Annotated in this window: 14 protein-coding genes; 7 read left to right on the top strand and 7 right to left on the bottom strand. The window is 65.9% G+C overall.

From position 1 onward, the window contains the following. Positions 1-7: 7 nt before the first annotated feature. Both CKO23_RS18975 and CKO23_RS18970 read left to right on the top strand, forming a co-directional pair. Positions 8-937 (top strand): DnaJ C-terminal domain-containing protein, encoded by a 930-nt coding sequence (locus CKO23_RS18975; RefSeq protein WP_200333505.1) that lies wholly within the window; start codon positions 8-10, stop codon positions 935-937. 3 nt (positions 938-940) lie between these two features. After that, positions 941-1,276 (top strand): chaperone modulator CbpM, encoded by a 336-nt coding sequence (locus CKO23_RS18970; protein ID WP_200333501.1) that lies wholly within the window; start codon positions 941-943, stop codon positions 1,274-1,276. A gap of 112 nt (positions 1,277-1,388) precedes the next feature. Here CKO23_RS18970 and nadC read toward each other — a convergent pair whose 3' ends face one another. From nadC to CKO23_RS18945, 5 genes are all read right to left on the bottom strand, one after another. After that, the gene (gene nadC / locus CKO23_RS18965; protein WP_200333500.1) at positions 1,389-2,279 is read right to left on the bottom strand and encodes a carboxylating nicotinate-nucleotide diphosphorylase; all 891 of its coding nucleotides are present in this window, start codon (positions 2,277-2,279) and stop codon (positions 1,389-1,391) included. Positions 2,280-2,490: 211 nt separating this feature from the next. Next, positions 2,491-2,961, bottom strand: a complete 471-nt coding sequence (locus CKO23_RS18960) for a rhodanese-like domain-containing protein (RefSeq protein WP_200333499.1) — start codon at positions 2,959-2,961, stop codon at positions 2,491-2,493. A 215-nt stretch (positions 2,962-3,176) separates the two neighbouring features. Then, positions 3,177-3,848, bottom strand: a complete 672-nt coding sequence (locus tag CKO23_RS18955; RefSeq protein ID WP_200333497.1) for a response regulator — start codon at positions 3,846-3,848, stop codon at positions 3,177-3,179. Continuing rightward, entirely contained in the window at positions 3,848-5,455 is a 1,608-nt protein-coding gene (locus CKO23_RS18950; protein ID WP_440870581.1) for a GAF domain-containing sensor histidine kinase, read from the bottom strand. Before CKO23_RS18950 ends, CKO23_RS18955 begins: the two co-directional genes overlap by 1 nt. A gap of 102 nt (positions 5,456-5,557) precedes the next feature. Beyond that, on the bottom strand, positions 5,558-7,369 hold the full coding sequence (locus tag CKO23_RS18945) for an ABCB family ABC transporter ATP-binding protein/permease (protein ID WP_200333493.1): 1,812 nt from the start codon (positions 7,367-7,369) through the stop codon (positions 5,558-5,560). A 330-nt stretch (positions 7,370-7,699) separates the two neighbouring features. Between CKO23_RS18945 and CKO23_RS18940 the strand changes: the two genes are divergently transcribed. The 4 genes from CKO23_RS18940 to CKO23_RS18925 all read left to right on the top strand — a co-directional run bounded on the left by CKO23_RS18940 (position 7,700) and on the right by CKO23_RS18925 (position 11,638). Next, a complete protein-coding gene (locus CKO23_RS18940) occupies positions 7,700-9,133 on the top strand; it encodes an MBOAT family O-acyltransferase (RefSeq protein WP_200333491.1) in 1,434 nt (477 codons plus the stop codon). Positions 9,134-9,145: 12 nt separating this feature from the next. Then, entirely contained in the window at positions 9,146-10,348 is a 1,203-nt protein-coding gene (locus CKO23_RS18935) for a hypothetical protein (protein ID WP_200333490.1), read from the top strand. 82 nt (positions 10,349-10,430) lie between these two features. Beyond that, complete coding sequence (locus CKO23_RS18930; protein WP_200333488.1) at positions 10,431-10,817, top strand: S24 family peptidase; 387 nt, start codon at positions 10,431-10,433, stop codon at positions 10,815-10,817. A 212-nt stretch (positions 10,818-11,029) separates the two neighbouring features. Then, entirely contained in the window at positions 11,030-11,638 is a 609-nt protein-coding gene (locus tag CKO23_RS18925; RefSeq protein ID WP_200333486.1) for a hypothetical protein, read from the top strand. A gap of 111 nt (positions 11,639-11,749) precedes the next feature. Here CKO23_RS18925 and CKO23_RS18920 read toward each other — a convergent pair whose 3' ends face one another. Beyond that, entirely contained in the window at positions 11,750-12,493 is a 744-nt protein-coding gene (locus CKO23_RS18920) for a c-type cytochrome (RefSeq protein ID WP_242482565.1), read from the bottom strand. A 237-nt stretch (positions 12,494-12,730) separates the two neighbouring features. Next, positions 12,731-13,210 (bottom strand): CBS domain-containing protein, encoded by a 480-nt coding sequence (locus CKO23_RS18915; protein ID WP_242482564.1) that lies wholly within the window; start codon positions 13,208-13,210, stop codon positions 12,731-12,733. Positions 13,211-13,822: 612 nt separating this feature from the next. Between CKO23_RS18915 and CKO23_RS18910 the strand changes: the two genes are divergently transcribed. Then, positions 13,823-17,896 carry a ribonucleoside-diphosphate reductase subunit alpha gene (locus tag CKO23_RS18910; RefSeq protein ID WP_207168618.1) on the top strand — a complete coding sequence of 1,358 codons (4,074 nt, stop codon included), beginning with the start codon at positions 13,823-13,825 and terminating at the stop codon, positions 17,894-17,896. The last annotated feature ends 281 nt before the right edge of the window (positions 17,897-18,177 follow it).

The raw sequence follows: 18,177 nt of genomic DNA, 5'->3' as shown, positions 1-18,177 counted from the left end.
GCTTTGAATGCAATACAAGGACTACTACAAGACACTCGGGGTGGCGCGAGACGCCTCCCAGGACGATATCAAGCGGTCCTACCGCAAGCTCGCGCGCAAGTACCACCCGGACGTCAGCAAGGAGCCGAACGCCGAGACCCGCTTCAAGGAGATCAACGAGGCCAACGAGGTGCTGCGCGATCCCGAGAAACGGGCGGCCTATGATTCCCTCGGGAACAACTGGCGCGCCGGGCAGGACTTTCGCCCGCCACCCGGCGCCGGCGGTTTCCACGACTTCAAGTTCGACGCGGACGAAGCGACCGACTTCAGCGACTTCTTTGCGAGCATCTTCGGCCGTGCGTTCAAAGGCGAAGGCAAGGATACGCGCCGGCGCCGTGGGCAAGACCAGAGCATCAAGCTCGCGATTTCCCTGGACGACGCCTTCAATGGCGCGACCCGTCAGATCAAGCTCGACGTCCCCGAGATCGGACCCGGCGGCCAGCGCACGACGCGCGCCAAGACCCTGAACGTGCGCATTCCCGCCGGGGTGACCCAAGGGCGCCAGATCCGGCTCGCCGGCCAGGGCTCGCCCGGCCGCAATGGCGGGCCGGCCGGCGACCTCTATCTGGAGATCGACCTGCGGCCACACGCCCATTTCACCGTCGAAGGCAGGGACATCCAACTGCGCCTCCCCATCGCCCCCTGGGAGGCGGCGCTCGGCGCCACCGTCACGGTTCCGACACTCGGCGGCTCGGTGAATCTCAAGATCCCGCCCGGCTCACAGTCCGGACAGAAGCTGCGGCTCAAGGGACGCGGCCTGCCTGGCACTCCCGCGGGCGACGAGATCCTGCTTCTGGAGATCGTCACCCCGCCCGCCAATACGGATGCCGCGAAGGAAGCCTACCGACAGATGGCCGAGCGACTGACGTTCAACCCGCGTGCACAATTGGGAGTCTGACCCATGGCGCAGACCGAGACAGGCATCGAAGGAATCCTACTGGACGAGGAGCTGATCGTGTCTTTCGCCGAGCTGACCAGTCTCTGTGGCGCCAACAGCCGTATCGTCAAGCTCATGGTCACGGAGGGACTGCTCCACCCGCTCGGGCAACGACCGGCCGAGTGGCGGTTCACCGGTATCGAGGTCAAGCGCGCCCAGCGCGCCATGCGCTTGCAGCGCGACCTGGATCTGAACCTGGCCGGCGCCGCGCTGGCACTGGAACTGCTCGACGAACTGGAGCGATTGCGCCAGCGGCTGAGCATCCTCGAACAGCAGCTAGGAACCCATGAATCCGACTGAGCCGGCGCCCACGGCGAAGGACGACAGCCCCGCGTAGGAGAGCGACTGCCCGCGCCGAGCCAGCGATCGGCTCAACGCGTCGGCTGATCGATCCGCCCTGAGCCAAGCCCGCTCAGATCACGACGAACCGCATCGACAAGTCCACGGCCGTCACATCCTTCGTCACGTCACCGACAGAGATCCGATCGACGCCCGTCTCCGCGATCGGCCGGATGGTCTCCAGGGTCACCCCGCCGGATGCCTCCAGCGTGGAACGACCGGCATTGGCCGCCACCGCGCGGCGCAGCTCCGCCAGCGGGAAGTTGTCCAGCAGGATACAGCGCGCGCCGGTCGTGATCGCCGCCTCCATCTCGGCGACGGACTCCACTTCGATCTCGATCGGCACATCACGCCCCAACGCCTTGGCCGCATCGAGCGCGGCCCGGATCGAGCCGGCCGCCAGGATGTGGTTTTCCTTGATGAGAATGGCATCGAAGAGGCCCCGACGATGGTTGTGGCAACCACCGCAACGCACAGCGTATTTCTGCTGATCGCGCAATCCCGGCAGCGTCTTGCGCGTATCCAGGACTACCACGGGCAGCCCGGCAACCGCATCCGCATAACGGCGGGCGCGGGTCGCCGTCCCGGAGAGCGTCTGGAGGTAGTTCATCGCCGTGCGCTCGCCGGTCAGCAGCGCGCGCGAGTGCCCTTCCAAGACGCACAGCCGTTGCCCGGCAGCGATCCGATCACCGTCCGCGGCATCCCAATGAAGCTCGACTCCGGGATCCAACGCACGGAAGACCGCCTCGAACCAGGCGCACCCGGCAAGCGTCGCCGCCTCGCGCGTCACCAGCTCCGCCCGCGAACGCTGTTGCGCGGGCAAGAGCGCGGCCGTTAGATCACCATCGCCCACATCCTCCGCCAAGGCGAGCTGAACCTGGGCCTGGATCGTGGCGGAATCCGGAAGATGCTGACTCAGATCAGACGCGGCCGTTGTTGATAGCGGGGCGGAAGACAGGTGCATAAGGCTCACTCAGCGACAGGATCGGACGGAAGATTACCCAAAACGAGGGCCTGGGGCGAAAAGGGCGAGCTGATGTCGGACGCCCGCCCCCCGCTCGGCAACGCCTGAAGTCGGCGCCAGCATCCGACGCCATGGACCCACGCCACCCCGAGACGGCTTCTGGAGCAAACCGGGCTCGTCATTGCTCCAACAGTTGCGTGCTCGACGAACCTCACGCTGGGTGCGGGCGCACCTGATCGGGCCGCAGGCGGGGCGTGAAGTACACATCCGCGTCGTCCAAGTCGACCGCCCCACCGGCCTGATCGACCAGGGGTTGCTCATAGTCCTTCCAACCGCGCAGGCCGGTCTTGAGCGACACCACGTTCTGGTATCCGAGGACGTTCATCGAATGGGCCGCCAGAACACTGCGGTAACCCGAGCGACAGACCACGACGACCTCACGCTCACGCGCCTGCACCAGATCGGGAACGGTCTCCTCATAGTCCCACTCGCAGGCCGACTCCAGGATCCCGCGCGGCACATTGAGCGATCCCTGGATGTGCATGGCGGCGAACTCATCCGGCTCACGCACGTCGACGATGAGCAGCTGCGGATTCTCCCGCAGCCGCTCCTCCAGATCCCAGGGCATGATCTCCCGGATGTCGGTGAGGCAGTTCTTGATGAGTTCCAGAAAGTTTTTCACGGTTGGGATCTCTCCTCTGTCATCGGACATGGCCAGCGCACGCGCAAGGCCAGGACGATGATTGCGATTGCGATTGGTTTGGATCTCATGAAGATAGCCCGGCCCGGCCGCCGCGCGCATTCAAAATGCGCAGTCGGCGGTCAAGCGTGATCGAACACTCCTGATCGAACACTCTTCATCGAACACGCAGGCTTCGCGATCGTCGCCGCGCGACCTCAGCCCGTCGAATTGGCATCACGCATCGGCAGACGCTCGCACATGCCGCGCTCGACGGCGATGACGGCCGCCTCGACCCTGGAATGCACGTCCAGCTTGCGCAGGATGGCCTTGACGTGGAGCTTGACGGTGCCGTCCGAGATGCCGAGCCGGCGCGCGATGGCCTTGTTGCTCTGCCCCTCCGCGAGGTGACAGAGGATCTCCTGCTCGCGCGGCGTCAGATCGGCGATGCCACTCTGAACCTGGGCGACCTTGGCCTCGCCCTGAACGGCCTTGGCCAGCACGATGGCGAGCTCCGGCGCCACCACGGTCTTGCCCTGCACGATGTCGCCGAGGGCGGCGATCAGGACATCGGGCTCCATGTCCTTGAGCAGATAGCCCTGGGCACCGCCCTGCAGGGAGTCGATGACGTCGCGCTCCTCCGCGCTCGTCGTGAGCATGGCGATCGGCATGGCCTGGTTCGCGGCGCGCAGCTGGCGCAGCAGCTCCAGGCCGGAGAGCTGGGGCATGCGCATGTCCAGCAGCACCACGTCGGGCTGCGTCTCGGCCACCTTCTGCACACCGGCGGTCGCGTCCCCGACGGCCGCCACGACTTCGATGCCGCGCCGCTCCAGCAGCTCCTGGAGCCCGAAGCGGAACAGGGCGTGATCGTCGATCAGGAGCACACGCATCAGACCGTCTCCAGCGCTGGGCGCGAGCTGCGCCGGTTGACCTCGAAATTGACCTCGACCCGCGTGCCCTCGCCGGGCTCGCTCTCGATGCGCAGCTCGGCGCCGATGCGTCGCGCGCGCTCCTCCATGATGGAGAGCCCGATGTGCTCGCCGGGCCGAGAGCCATCGGCCGGCGCGCTGAAGCCGACCCCATCGTCTTCGATGAGCAGCACATGCTGTCCGCCGGCATCGCGCGTCAGCAGCACCCGCACGGTGTGGGCCTGGGCATGCTTGCGGATGTTCGCCAGCGACTCCTGGACGATCCGCAGCAGCTGCAGCTCCTCGGTCGCGGACAGCTCGAAGGGTCGGCAGTCGTTCTGGAAGAGCACATGGGCGCCGGTCTCCTGGCCGAGACACTTGGTCAGCTTCGCCAGGGCAGGTACCAGACCACGGCGGTCGAGCGGCGCGCGGAAGCTGGCGAGCAGCTCGCGCAGCTCGGTGTGGGCCTCGTCCAGACCGTTGCGGATGCGGCTGAGATCGTTGCGGGCCTCGGCCGAGATGGGGCTGTCGGCCAGGGAGTCGTCGAGCATGCGGCATTGGAAGCGCAGACTGGCGAGCGTCTGCGCCAGGGAGTCGTGCAGCTCGTGCGCGAGGGCGTTGCGCTCCTCCAGGATGGAGGCGCGGTGGGCCTCGGCGTCCGAGCGTTGCTTGGCGATCGCCACGCCCAGGTGATGACCGACGGTGAAGAGCAGATCCATGATGTCCTCCCTGGCCTTCACGCCGGGGCGGTCGACGAAGATGCTGTAGACGCCGAGCAGCGCGTCGCGATGCTCCAGCGGCACGGTGACCACGTCCATCTCCGACGTTGCGAACATTCGACGGCCGTAGATGCGGGAGCAATAGCGGGCGTCGTTGTCGCAGAGGATATCGCCCGGCGCCAGCACGCTGCCGCAGAGGCAGAGATCCACCGGCGCCATGTCATGCTCGCGCACCAGGCCGTCGTCCAGGCCGATGGAACCGATCAGGCGACGGGTGCCGTCCGGCATCACCAGCCGCACGGTCGCGGCACGGCCGTTGATCATCTCCTTGAGCACGCGCAGGAAACGCAGCAGCAGCTCCTCGACGCTCTCGGTCTGATGGATGCCGGCCGCCACGTCGTAGAGGATCTTCAGCGACGCCGTCTTCTGGGCCAGCCGCCGGGTCTGGCGCGCCACGCGGTTGTCCATGTCCTCGTAGAGGTCGGTGAGTTCCTCGTTGAGACTGCGGATGTCCTGCGCGATCGGCCCGAGCACACCGACATCCTTGAGCGTATCGCTCGCGCCCGGCTCGCCCTGGCAGACCCGCGTCAGCGAGTGCTCCAGACGCACCAATGGCAACAGCAGTTGATTGCGCAGACGCCGCCAGGCGAGCGCGGCAGCGGCAATGCCGGCGAGGATAACGCCGAGAAAGAGCCCTCGAAGCCAGGTTTGCTCGGGGTTGCCCCAGAGGATCGCGAGCAGCACCAGGGCGGCGCCCAGACTCAAGGCGACGCTCAACAGGGGCAGCCACACCCCGGCCTCGCGCAGGATGCTGTAGAGGCGTCCCGCGTCAGAGGGTTGATGCAGGCGCGGCCTGAGACGGTTCAGCATGACGGTCATGAGGACGCTCCTCGCGTCATTGTTGGCCGGCCCCCCGAATGGCCGGGCCGTTGAAGGCCGGTGACGGGCGGCGACCTCGCCGCTCGGCGGGACTCAGACGTCGGATGCCACGACGACGCTGTCGTTCCCTTCGCGCTTCTGCAGCTCCCACATGGCGGCATAGTGCCCGCCGGCCTCCAGCAGCGCGCGATGCGTGCCCTGCTCGCGGATGCGGCCCTGCTCCATGACCAGGATGCGGTCGGCGTCCACCACGGTCGAGAGACGGTGCGCGATCACCAGCGTGGTGTGGTCCGCGGCGACCTCGGACAGCGTCTGCTGGATGGCCTGCTCGGTGTGACTGTCGAGCGAGGAGGTCGCCTCGTCGAAGATGAGGATGCGCGGGCGCTTGAGGATGGCGCGCGCGATGGCGACACGCTGCTTCTCGCCGCCGGAGAGCTTCAGCCCGCGCTCGCCGACGACCGTCTCCCAGCGCTCCGGCAGGCTCTCGATGAAGGTGCGGATGTGGGCCATCTCGGCGGCGCGCTCGATCTCCGCGAAGGTCGCGCCGGGCCGCCCGTAGGCCAGGTTGAAGTGGATGCTGTCATTGAACAGCACGGTGTCCTGGGGGACGATGCCGATGGCCGCGCGCAGGCTCGCCTGCGTGAGGTCGCGCAGATCCTGACCGTCGATCAGGATGCGCCCGCCGGTCACGTCATAGAAGCGGAACAGCAGCCGCGACAGGGTCGACTTGCCGGCCCCGCTATGGCCGACGACGGCGACCTTCTGGCCCGGCTCGACGGCGAAATCCATGGCGTGCAGGATCTGCCGCTCCGGCTGGTAGTGGAAATCCACCTGCTCGAAACGGATGCCGCCCTCGCGCAGCTGCAGGGGCGCGGCATCGGGTCGATCGACGATCTCCGGCTCGCGCTCCAGCAGCTTGAAGACCAGGTCCATGTCCGCCAGGGCGTACTTGATCTGGCGGTAGACGATGCCGAGAAAGCCCAGCGGGATGAACAGCTGCAGCATGAGGGCATTGACCAGGACCAGATCGCCCACGGTCATGGCACCCGACACCACCCCCCGGGACGCCAGCGCCATGATGCCGGTGACGCCTATGGCGATAATGGCGCCCTGCCCGAAGTTCAGCAGCGACATGGAGGTCTGACTGGCGACCGCCATCTGCTCCCACTCCGCGAGCGTCCCGTCGTAGCGCTTCAGCTCCAAGTCCTCGCTGCCGAAATACTTCACCGTCTCGTAGTTGATGAGGCTGTCGAACGCCTGGGTATTGGCCTCGGAGTCGAGCCGGTTCATCCGATGACGGTATTCCATGCGCCACTCGGTGATGGCGAAGGTGAAGGCGAAGTAGACGGCCACGGTGCCGAAGGTGACCAGGGCAAAGGAGAACGCATAGCGGCTCAGCATGATGCCGCCGACCAGCGTGAACTCGATCGCCACCGGCATGACGCTGAACACCAGGTAATTCATGATGGTGGAGACCGAGCGCGTGCCCCGCTCCAGATCGCGACTCACCGCGCCGCTCTGGCGCTCCAGGTGATAGCGCAGCGACAGCCGATGCAGGTGCTCCAGCACCCGGGTCGAGAGGCGCCGCATCGCCCGATAGCGCACGCGGGCAAAGACCACGTCGCGCAGCTCGTTGAACAGCGAGGCGCTGAGCTTGAGCGCCCCATAGGCGAGCAGGAGGCTGACGGGGAGGACCAGTGTGCGCAGTTGCGGATTCTGGAAGGCGTCGACGATGTCCTTGAGGATCAGCGGCACGCCGACGTTCGCCACCTTGGCCAGGATGAGGCAGCCGAGCGCCAGGGCCGCGCGCCCGCGGAACTCCCACAGAAACGGCAGCATGCCGCGCAGATTGTGCCAATCCCGGCGATCCCCGTGGACCCGCTCGGTCGCAAAGACTCGATTCATCTGGCCTTGTGTCTTCATGCCCTCTCACGACTACCGATGCCGGGCGCCTGGGGTCGTCCCGGAGTCAAAGCAGCATTTGAACCACAAAGGCACGAAAGAGGCAAAGGAAAGGCCGATTGGCGCGCTCGTGGGAGCGCCGCCCCGGCGTGCTCGTGGGAGCGCCGCCCCGGCGCGACCGGCACCGCTCCGACTCACCCTGTCGCGGCGGGGCGCCGCTCCTACTGCCGCCGGCACCGTTTGCGCCGACCTGGACGGGACGCCCTATAATGATCGGCTACTCTGCGGTGGCGGTCTCGCGGCCCGCACCCGGCTGGCACCACGGAACCCAAGATGGTCTTTTCCTCCGTCTCCTTTCTCTACTTCTTCCTCCCCGCCTTCCTGCTGTGCTACGCGCTGCTGCCCTGGCGCAACGCGATCGCGCTGGCCTTCAGCGTCCTCTTCTATGTGTGGGGCGAGGGGCTGTTCGTCCTGGTGCTGCTGCTCTCGGTGCTCATCAACTTCACCGCCGGGCACGCCATCGGGAGCGCGCCTCCAGAGCGCCGCCGGCTCTGGCTGACGCTCGGCATCGTCGCCAACCTGGCGCTGCTCCTCTACTTCAAGTACTTCGGCTTCCTGGTCTTCGACGTGCTCGGCTGGGAGGCTCTGGATCCGGCCCGCGTTCCGCATCTGCCGCTGGGCATCTCCTTCTTCACCTTTCAATCCCTCTCTTACCTGATCGATGTCTACCGGAGGGACGCCAAACCGGCGCGTTCGCTGAGCGACCTGGCGCTCTACATCATGATGTTCCCGCAACTGGTGGCGGGGCCTATCGTCCGCTACGCCACCGTGGCCCGGCAACTGCGCCGACGCGTCATTCACGCGAGCTACGTGCGCCATGGCCTGCTCTTCTTCAGCGTGGGCCTGGCCCAGAAGGTCCTCTTCGCCGACAACATGGCCGCCGTCGCCGACGCGGTCTTCGCCCTGCCATCGGAGCGGCTGGGGACGGGCCTCGCCTGGACCGGGAGCCTCGCCTACATGCAGCAGATCTACTTCGATTTCGCCGGCTACTCCAACATGGCGATCGGACTGGGGCTCGTCATGGGGTTCAAGTTCCCGCACAACTTCAACTACCCCTATATCAGCCAGTCGATCACCGAGTTCTGGCGGCGCTGGCACATGTCGCTGTCGAGCTGGTTTCGCGACTACCTCTACATCCCGCTCGGCGGAAACCGCCACGGCCCCTTGGCCACCTATCGCAACCTCTTCGTCGTCTTCGCGCTCTGCGGGCTCTGGCACGGCGCGAGCTGGACCTTCCTGGCCTGGGGGCTCTATCACGGCCTGCTGCTGGTGGTCGAGCGGATGGGGCTCAAGGCGGTGCTGGCACGCCTGCCACGGCTCGCGCGCCATCTCTACGCGCTGCTCGCCGTGCTCTTCGGCTGGGTGCTGTTCCGCGCGGAGAGCTTCGAGCAGGCGCGTCTCTTTCTGGCGCGGATGCTCTGGATCGGCCAAGACTCCGGCCCCGAGACCCCCGGCATCGCCGAGATCGTCAGCCATCAACAATGGGCCTTCGGGGTGCTGGGCATTCTGGCCGCGACGCCCCTGCTGCGCCGACTGTCCACGCGGATCCTCACCGACCGGACGCTCGCCGCCGGACGGCGACATGGTTTCAAACCGGGCGTCACAGCCGCCCTCTTGGACGGCTCCTTCATCGTCGGCCTGCTCGTCCTCTGCTCGCTCTACATCGCCTCCGGCACCTACAGCCCCTTCATCTACTTCCGCTTCTGAGGATCGACTCCCATGGCGCGCGCGGACGGACGCATCTCCAACAAGGCACGCGGGCTGCTGCTCGCCATGGCGCTGTTCCTCGGCCTGCCGGCGCTCGCCATGCTCTGGACCGACGACGCCAAGCGCGCGGACTGGGAGAACCACCCCCTCGCGCCCTTCCCGCCCCCCTGGGATCGCGCGCCTGAGTCAGCGGGGTTCTTCCCGGCCCTGGACGACTGGATCGACGACCATTTCGGCCTGGCGCTGCCGCTGAACCGGCTGCATCGCCGCATGCTCTTCTACGGCTTCCGGGACTCACCCTCGCCCCAGCTCTCGCTCGGGCGCGACGGCTTCGTCTATCTCAATACGCACGACGCCCGCCATCCCAACGCCGCCTTCACGCGACTCTGCGACACCGGCCCGGTCAACCGTGAATACGACAGATTCGCGCAGGCATGGCTCGGGATCCTGGAACACTTTCAGGATGCCGGTCTGAGGACAGTGCTCGGCATCGCCCCAACCAAGCCGGTCGTCTACCCCGATCGGCTCCCGAATTCGGTCCCTCGCGCCATCCGCGCGGCCTGTCTCGGCTACCGACAGGCACCGCCCCCCCTGAGACGGCTGGTTGAGGACGCCAAGACGCGGGGGCTCCGGGTCGTCTATCCCCTGGACGCCTTCGTCGCTCACCGCGACGACGACAACTTCTACCCGAGGGAGAGCTTCCATTTCTCCGGCCAGAGCGCACAGCTGTTCGCGCAGACGCTGATGCGCGAGGTCGGGATCGATCCCCAGCCGATCGCGATCGCCCCCAGATACGAGGGCCGTATCAAGGCCGATCTCCAGAAGATCCTCGGCTTCAACCGCAGGATCCGCTCCACTCAGACCGACTATGGCGCCTTCGACACCCGGGTCGCCTACCGGCAACCCGACTTCGTCACCACCTGTTACCAGCGCGCGCTGGATTTCGGGACCTATGAGACCGGGGCACCGATCACCGAGCGCACCGCCCTCATCCTGTCCGACTCCTTCGGCGCCTTCACGGCCGCGCACTTGGCGCCCGCCTATCGTAGACTGACCTGGATCAACGTCAGCGACCTGCGCGACGAGGAAGGACCTGGCTTCCTGACCGACTGCCTCGGGCGCATCCCGGCACAGGATCTCTTCTTCGTGTTTCACGATGGCGGCGCCCTGTGGGACGGTGGGCGCCTTCAGCAGACCTTCCTCGGGACGCACTGAGCCCTGAGCAGGGATGAGGGAGGCTGCCGCGCCCCGTCCCTCGCCCCGCAGGTCGACCAACCCTCAGTAGCGAGACGAACGCATGACAGAACCGCACATCGACAGCGCCGGCTGCAGCCTCCATGAGCCCTATGCCCTGCAGGTCCTGGGCGATGAGATGGAACCGGAGTTCCCAGACCGCTGCATCGTCATCATCGAGCCCACGGAGCAGTGCCCGAACCCGGCCTTCGTCTTCGCCGAGGTCGAGGGTGTGCGCTGGTTTCGCCAATATGTGCGGGACGCATCGGGATCGGAGCGGCTCGTCGCGCTGAACCCGCTCTATCCCGAGATCGGGCTGGACGGATTGGAGTGGTCCGTGCTCGGCGTCATCATCCAGCGCAACATCCGGCGCCAGATCAAGCACTATGACTACGCACAGAGATCAGACGCCAAGCCGGCCGCCGGGATCACGGACCTGACGGGGCGTTGAGCCGCGCGCCGGCGACCTCTGTCAGGCCCAAGATGCGAGCCAGTATCCGCACCCAGACGGCAAGAGGTTGACGTACTTAGCATTTCGAGCGGACGGGAGTAGATTGAATCGCCGGAGAGGCGGATCATGCAGACTCAGCATGGAAAGAGGCGGTCCCTTTCAAGTCTCTGCCCGACGGCCTTGGTCCTGGGCAGCACACACGGTCCTCGATCATGAACATCGACATCCTATACAGCGCCGTCGACCTGGTGCGCGCCAGCGGTCATCGCAGCACCGCCCGCGAGGCGGCCTTCATGCGCACCTATCCCATCCTGCTGGCGACCGCGCGACTCCCGGCGACGAGCCCGACCGAGGCACTCCTGCGCAACGCCAGCCTCGTCTACGCCTGGATGCCCGAGTCCATCCGCCTGGACATGAGCGAGCTCGACCAGGCCACGGAGGCCTTCGTCGCCGCGAGCCAGGAGGTTCCGACCATCGCGCCGCGGATCATCGACCCCATTGCCGCCTGCCTCGGGTCATTGGCGGGAGCGACGCGCGTCCTGCACCTGACCAATCCCGCCGTCTTTCCGGCCTGGGGTCAGCGCGTGGAGCGTTTCCGTCTGCAGACGGACCCCTCCAGCTATCACATGAATCAGTCGGGCAACTACCTGTCCTTCGTCGCGGAGGTCCAGGAGATCGCCGCGCATCCGCTCTTCCTCACCTTCCACCACGAGTACTGCACCGCCTATCAGGCGCGCCTGCAGCGGCTCAAGATCCCCGCCTATCCGCTGACGGAGCCGCGTGTGATCGAGTCCGCCGCCACCGAGCTAGCCGAGCAGTGAGCAGTGAGCAGTGAGCAGTGAGCAGGGTCGTCACCGGCTCGTCGCGCTGAGGAACCGCCCAAGCGCGCGGGCACAGCCACTGCCAACCGAGAACAGGGGATCAGCCCCGTCTCAGCCGCCCGCTCCAGCCGACCGAGGCGCCACCGCAGGCTGGGCAGGTGGCGCGGGCATCGGCGGCATCGGCGGCAATCCCATGGGCTCGCGCACATAGGCCGGAAAATCCGGATTCAGCCACCCATCCTTGGCCACCTTATCCGCCGGCGGGCGTAGACGCGCGGCATAGTCCAGCACGGCCGCCGCCTCCCGCGGCGTGAAGGCCGAGATCCGCGCGGCCATCTCCTCATGGGCGTTCTTCCGCCGCCCGACACGCATGGCCTCGAGCTGACGCAGCAGATAGGGATAGTGCTGGCCAGCGAGCGCCGGGGTCAGCGTCTGCGCATTGCCCTCGCCCTGCGCCCCATGACAGTCGGCGCAGGTGTCCCGATAGAGCTGCTCCCCCAGGTCCAAGTCGCGGCCAGGGCCGACACCGTTGTGCGGTGTCATGGGCAGCCCGGCGACATAGGCGGCGACATCCGCGAGGTGCTGGGGACCACCCAGGATGCGCGGCACGGAGAAGGGATACATGAGTGGGTTGTCGCGATTGTGCGCGCGGATGTCCGCGAGCTGTTTGACGATGATGGCCGGCGCCTGGCCCGCGATCTGAGGATAGGCGCCGTCCACCGAGCCCCAACCCTCGGGGCGGTGGCAGACCGCGCAGGTGAGATAGACCCGTCGCCCGTTGTCGAGGTCCGGCGTCAGCGCCATGACCCGCTCGTATTCGTCCCTGGCCGCATCGGCCGCATCGGCAAGGGCCATTGAAGGGTGGCCTGCGCACAGCGCAAGGAGCGCGGCCAGTGGAGCGAAGGGACGCAACATCGAATCCTCCAAAGCGTTGTTGGGACAGAGACAGCCCGTGACAGCGATGCTCTCATCGCTTGGCCAGACAGCCTAGTGCGGACACCGGGCGCTTGACCATCCGGTCTGACCCGGATGCCGGCGCGAAACCGGCGGCCCGAAGGCGCGCCGTGCCTCGCGCTTCCGCGCGCTAGTCGCCTAGTCGCGCGCACCTCTGAGCGATCCGGTGATGTTGGCGTGGAAGATGGCCTTGTGAACATCGCCCAGGCTGAGCATGCCGATCAGCTTGCCGTCCTCGGCCACCGGCATGCGCCTGAAGTTATGACGCACCATGACCGTCGCGGCCCGCAGCAAATGCATCTCGGGATCCACCGAGATGGGCTTCTTGGTCATCAGGTCCGCGGCCGTGAGGTCGAGAACCTCGCCATAGCGGGCCATTTCCTTGTCGAGATCCACCGAGTGCATGCCCTCGGACATGAGATCCTCGAGCTTGGGGAAGAGGCAGTGGAGCACGTCCTTTTCGGCGATGACACCGAGCAGTTGGTTCTCGTCATCGACGATGGGCAGGCCGTGAAAACGGTAGAGGCACATCAGAGAAGCCACTTCGACGATCTTGGTGTCGGGCTTGATCGAGCGCACCGAGCGGCTCATCGCGTCACGCACTTTCATCTTGGTCATCCTCCGGGGTCGTTCGTGTCTTGAGTGCTTGCCCGAGAGTGCTTGCCCGAGGGTGTGGCGGCCGGACAGCGTTGCACCACGCGAGAGCGCCTCTCAGCTCAACCGGTCTGGCCGTGTTCTGGCATACCAGACGGGCTCCGTCGGATTATAGCCGCGGTTTTCCTCAGCACCGCGACCATAAAAGCTCTTTTTGTGTTCGAGCACGACTCGGCATCCGCAGCGAATGAGCGACCAGAATTCTCCTTCCCCAGGGACTCAGCACCACCGCCTCGATGCTGCGCGCATCGCCTCGCCGAGCGCGGTCGCGTGCCAGGCGACGAGCGGTACGCCGAGCCCGACGCACGCCTGGCTCGGCCAGGCGCACACCACCCCGATTATCCACAGACCCAAGTGCTCGGAAAGCCTTGTCGATACAGCACCCGACACCTGCGGCGGGCCGGAGATCCAGACAATTATCCACAGCCAATCCACAGCCCTTGAACAGCGAACGCGACCACCAATGCACAATATCTTGTGGTTGACGAGCACTCCCTTCCGTATATATTGATATCATCCCGCAGGTCCAGCGCAAGTATTCACAACCTCACGCCACCCCCATCTTCAGGAGGAGCCATGTCCGCCAGCCGCCAGCCACGCACCCAGCCGACCCAGCATCAGGACGCCGTCATCGAGCCGGTTGGCTCCTCTCAGGGCGAGACCAGCATCGAGATCGCGGCCTATGTCCCAGGCCAGGTCCAGGTCATTCGGCGCAACGGCAAGGTCACCCATTTCGACCCCAACAAGATCATGGTCGCCATGACCAAGGCCTTCCTGGCGGTCGAGGGCAGCTCGGCGGCAGCCTCCAGTCGAATCCACGACAGAGTACACGAATTGACCGAGCAGGTCGTTTCAGCACTCACGCGGCGTCTACCGGGCGGCGGTACGGTCCACATCGAGGACATTCAGGATCAGGTCGAGCTGGGGCTGATGCGCGCCGGGGAGCACAAGGTCGCGCGCGACTACGTCCTCTATCGGGAGGCGCGCGCCCGCGAACGCGCCGAGAAGTCCGCCGCGAGCGCCGGGCTACGGGAAGCCCATCCCATCAGCGTGACCCAGACCGACGGCACCACCCGCCCGCTGGATGTCGAGCGCATGGCGCGGCTGGTCGACGAGGCCTGCCGCGACCTCGACGACGTCGACCCTCAGGCCATCCTCACCGAAACCTTGCGCAACCTCTTCGACGGCGTGCGCGAGGCCGATGTGCGCCAGGCCCTGGTGATGTCCGCCCGCACCCTGATCGAGCGCGAGCCGCAGTACAGCAAGGTCGCCGCGCGGCTGCTGCTCGACATCGCCCGCCGCGAGGCGCTCGGCTTCCTCGACCTCGCGGCCGGCGTCGAGACCCAGGCCGACCTCGCCGAGCGCTACGGCGACTACTTCGCCGCCTACATCAAGCGCGCTGGCGACCTGGAGCATCTGGACCGCCAGCTCAGCCGTTTCGACCTCCAGAGACTCGGTGCCGCCATCCGCCCCGAGCGCGACCTGCAGTTCAACTACCTCGGCCTGCAGACCCTCTACGACCGCTACTTCATCCACACCGCCGACGGCATCCGCATCGAGCTTCCCCAGGCCTTCTTCATGCGCGTCGCCATGGGGCTCGCCATCAACGAGATCGACCGCGAAGCGCGCGCCATCGAGTTCTACGAGCTGCTTTCCAGCTTCGACTTCATGAGCTCCACGCCGACGCTGTTCAACTCCGGCACGCTGCGCCCGCAGCTCAGCTCCTGCTTCCTCACCACGGTCGCGGACGACCTCGAAGGCATCTACGGCGCCATCAAGGACAACGCCCTGCTGTCCAAATTCGCCGGCGGACTCGGCAACGACTGGACCCGCGTGCGCGGCATGGGCGCGCACATCAAGGGGACCAACGGCAAGAGCCAGGGCGTGGTGCCCTTCCTGAAGGTCGCGAATGACACGGCGGTCGCCGTCAACCAATGCTTCGCCCCGGAGACCACTGTCTTCACCGCCGACGGCCCCAAGGCCATCCAGGACGTGAAGGTCGGCGATCTGGTGCTGGGTCAGCGCGGACGCTATCGCGAAGTCACCGAACACTTCGTCTACGACCAGAAAGACGCGCCTATGGTCCAGGTCGCCGTCAAGCATGCGGTCAACGACCTCAAGGTCACCGGTGGGCATCCCTTCTGGGCGATCCAGGGCGTTCCCATGGAGCAGAGCATCGAACGGACCCTGCGGCAGATCGAAGACGGCCGCTTCAAGCCGGACTGGATCGAGGCCGGTCAGCTGTCGCGCGGGGACTATGTCGCGCAGGTCATCCCATCCGAGGTGGTCCCAGTCGAGGGGCTGACCGAGGACGACGCTCGCCTCTACGGCATCCTGCTCGGCGACGGGCACCTGACCGGCGGCTATGAATTCGGCGTCTCGGGCAACCCCAACGCGGACGCCGGGCACCTGGCGTTCGTTCGCAACTACCTCACCGAACGCGGCATCCACTTCTGGGAAAACAGCCGCGGCGAGACCTATCTGCAGATCAAATGGAGCGTCGGTCGCGGGCTCGCCCGCTGCGCCACGACCGGACAATACGTCGGCCTGGACCAGGCGCACCTGCCCTTTACGTATGAAGACCTCTACGACGCGCAAGGCAACAAGCGGATCGCGCGGCGCTTCAGCCACCTGCCGCACAACCAAGCCCTCGCGCTGATCCAGGGTCTGCTGGAGACGGATGGCGGCGTCTCGCGCGGCAAGGAGATCTATTTCACCTCCGCGTCCGCGCCGCTCGCCGAAGGGCTACGTTATCAGTTGCTTCGACTCGGCATCCCCTGCGCCGGTCAGTACCGCGAGCGCGACAATGCACACGCAGGCACCCGCAGCGACGGCTCGGTCGTCGCCTTCACCGGCACCACCCGCGCCTTCGACCTACGCATTCCCGCCGTCCCCCGGATTGCGGACTTGGTCGGCGTCCCCGCGCTGACCAAGCACAACTGGTTTCGCCTCGGCAACTGGATCTTCACCCGCGTCAAAGCGGTCACGGAGATCAAGCCCGTCGCGCAGGTTCACGACCTCAAGGTCGAGGGCGACGAGACCTACATGACCGCCGCCGCACTGGTCCACAACGGCGGCAAGCGCAAGGGCGCCGTCTGCGCCTATCTCGAAACCTGGCACATCGACATCGAAGAGTTCCTCGACCTGCGTAAAAACACCGGCGACGACCGCCGCCGCACGCACGACATGAACACCGCCAACTGGGTGCCGGATCTGTTCATGAAGCGTGTCGCGGAGGACCAGCACTGGACCCTCTTCTCCCCGGACGAGACGCCGGACCTGCACGACCTCATGGGCCAACCCTTCGAGCAGGCCTATCTGGCCTATGAAGCGCGCGCCGAGCGCGGCGAGATGAAAGTCAGCAAGCGCATCAAGGCGGTCGACCTCTGGCGCAAGATGCTCGCCATGCTGTTCGAGACCGGCCATCCCTGGATCGCCTTCAAGGACCCCTGCAACCTGCGCTACACCAACCAGCATGTCGGCGTGGTGCACAGCTCCAACTTGTGCACCGAGATCACCCTGCACACCAACGATCTCGAAATCGCCGTCTGCAACCTGGGCTCCATCAACCTGGCCGCCCACGTCACCGACAAGGGCCTGGACACCGAACGTCTGCGGAAGACCGTGCGCACCGCCATGCGCATGCTCGACAACGTCATCGACTACAACTTCTACAACGTGCCCCAGGCGCGCAGTTCCAACCTGCGTCACCGCCCGGTCGGGCTCGGCATCATGGGCTTCCAGGACGCCCTCTATCAGCTGCGCATCCCCTACACCAGCATGGAGGCCGTCCAGTTCGCCGACCTCAGCATGGAGCACCTGAGCTACTACGCCATCCAGGCCAGTTCCGAGCTGGCGGGCGAGCGCGGACGCTACCCCAGCTTCGACGGCTCGCTCTGGAGCCAGGGCATCCTGCCCATCGACAGCATCAAGCTCCTGGAAGAAGGCCGCGGCGGCTATCTACAGATGGACACCAGCACCAGCCTCGACTGGAACGGCCTGCGCGAGCGCGTCCGCACCGTCGGCATGCGTAACTCCAACTGCATGGCCATCGCACCCACCGCGACCATCAGCAACATCGTCGGCGTCAGCCAGTCGATCGAGCCGACCTACCAAAACCTCTTCGTCAAATCCAACCTCTCCGGCGAGTTCACCGTCGTCAACCCCTACCTGGTCGCGGACCTCAAAGAGCGCGATCTCTGGGACTCCGTCATGGTCAACGACCTCAAGTACTACGACGGCTCCGTCCAGCAGATCGACCGCATCCCCGACGAGATCAAGCAGCTCTACGCCACCGCCTTCGAAGTCGACGCCCGCTGGCTCATCGAAGCCGGCAGCCGCCGCCAGAAATGGCTCGACCAGGCGCAGAGTTTGAATCTCTATATGCAGGAGCCGAGCGGCAAGAAACTCGACAATCTTTATAAGCTGGCTTGGGTACGGGGGTTGAAGACGACCTATTACTTGCGATCCATGGGCGCGACCCATGTCGAGAAGTCGACCATGGCGGATTCGAGCAAGGCCAATCGGCTGAGTGCGGTTGGGGGGAGCTATATCGCGATGGATAAAGACAAGGGGAATGGGAAGGGGAATGGGGCTGCGGCGCCGAGTGCTTGTTCGATATTGGATCCGGAGTGTGAGGCTTGCCAGTGACACCTGAGAGCTGACGTCTCCGATGGCCGGAGGCGAGATCGCCTCCGGTGTTCGTGTGCTGATTGCGTGCAGTCTAGTGGTCTAGAGTGAAAGTCCTAATACTGTTTCTGGGCGATCGATGGCATCCTACTCATCTGTCTTGAGTTTCGCCGACGAGTTGATGACACGATGCCACGCTGCACCCCGATTCCCGTTTCCCTCACCGACAAAGAACGTACCCAGTTGGAGGCGTTGGTGCGTCAGCACACCACGGCGCAGCAACTGGCGATCCGAGCCCGAAT

The sequence above is a fragment of the Thiocystis violacea genome, assembly GCF_016583565.1.
Classification (GTDB): Bacteria; Pseudomonadota; Gammaproteobacteria; order Chromatiales; family Chromatiaceae; genus Thiorhodococcus; species Thiorhodococcus violaceus_A.
Note: the sequence above shows the minus strand (reverse complement) of the source record. Positions and strands in the feature narration are given on the sequence as shown.

Excerpts from the sequence above, each read along its gene's own strand:
- CKO23_RS18975 (WP_200333505.1), top strand. The coding sequence starts at position 8 with ATGCAATACAAGGACTACTACAAGACACTCGGGGTGGCGCGAGACGCC.
- CKO23_RS18970 (WP_200333501.1), top strand. The coding sequence starts at position 941 with ATGGCGCAGACCGAGACAGGCATCGAAGGAATCCTACTGGACGAGGAG.
- nadC (WP_200333500.1), bottom strand. The coding sequence starts at position 2,279 with ATGCACCTGTCTTCCGCCCCGCTATCAACAACGGCCGCGTCTGATCTG.
- CKO23_RS18955 (WP_200333497.1), bottom strand. The coding sequence starts at position 3,848 with ATGCGTGTGCTCCTGATCGACGATCACGCCCTGTTCCGCTTCGGGCTC.
- CKO23_RS18950 (WP_440870581.1), bottom strand. The coding sequence starts at position 5,455 with ATGCTGAACCGTCTCAGGCCGCGCCTGCATCAACCCTCTGACGCGGGA.
- CKO23_RS18945 (WP_200333493.1), bottom strand. The coding sequence starts at position 7,369 with ATGAATCGAGTCTTTGCGACCGAGCGGGTCCACGGGGATCGCCGGGAT.
- CKO23_RS18940 (WP_200333491.1), top strand. The coding sequence starts at position 7,700 with ATGGTCTTTTCCTCCGTCTCCTTTCTCTACTTCTTCCTCCCCGCCTTC.
- CKO23_RS18935 (WP_200333490.1), top strand. The coding sequence starts at position 9,146 with ATGGCGCGCGCGGACGGACGCATCTCCAACAAGGCACGCGGGCTGCTG.
- CKO23_RS18930 (WP_200333488.1), top strand. The coding sequence starts at position 10,431 with ATGACAGAACCGCACATCGACAGCGCCGGCTGCAGCCTCCATGAGCCC.
- CKO23_RS18925 (WP_200333486.1), top strand. The coding sequence starts at position 11,030 with ATGAACATCGACATCCTATACAGCGCCGTCGACCTGGTGCGCGCCAGC.
- CKO23_RS18920 (WP_242482565.1), bottom strand. The coding sequence starts at position 12,493 with ATGGCCCTTGCCGATGCGGCCGATGCGGCCAGGGACGAATACGAGCGG.
- CKO23_RS18915 (WP_242482564.1), bottom strand. The coding sequence starts at position 13,210 with ATGACCAAGATGAAAGTGCGTGACGCGATGAGCCGCTCGGTGCGCTCG.
- CKO23_RS18910 (WP_207168618.1), top strand. The coding sequence starts at position 13,823 with ATGTCCGCCAGCCGCCAGCCACGCACCCAGCCGACCCAGCATCAGGAC.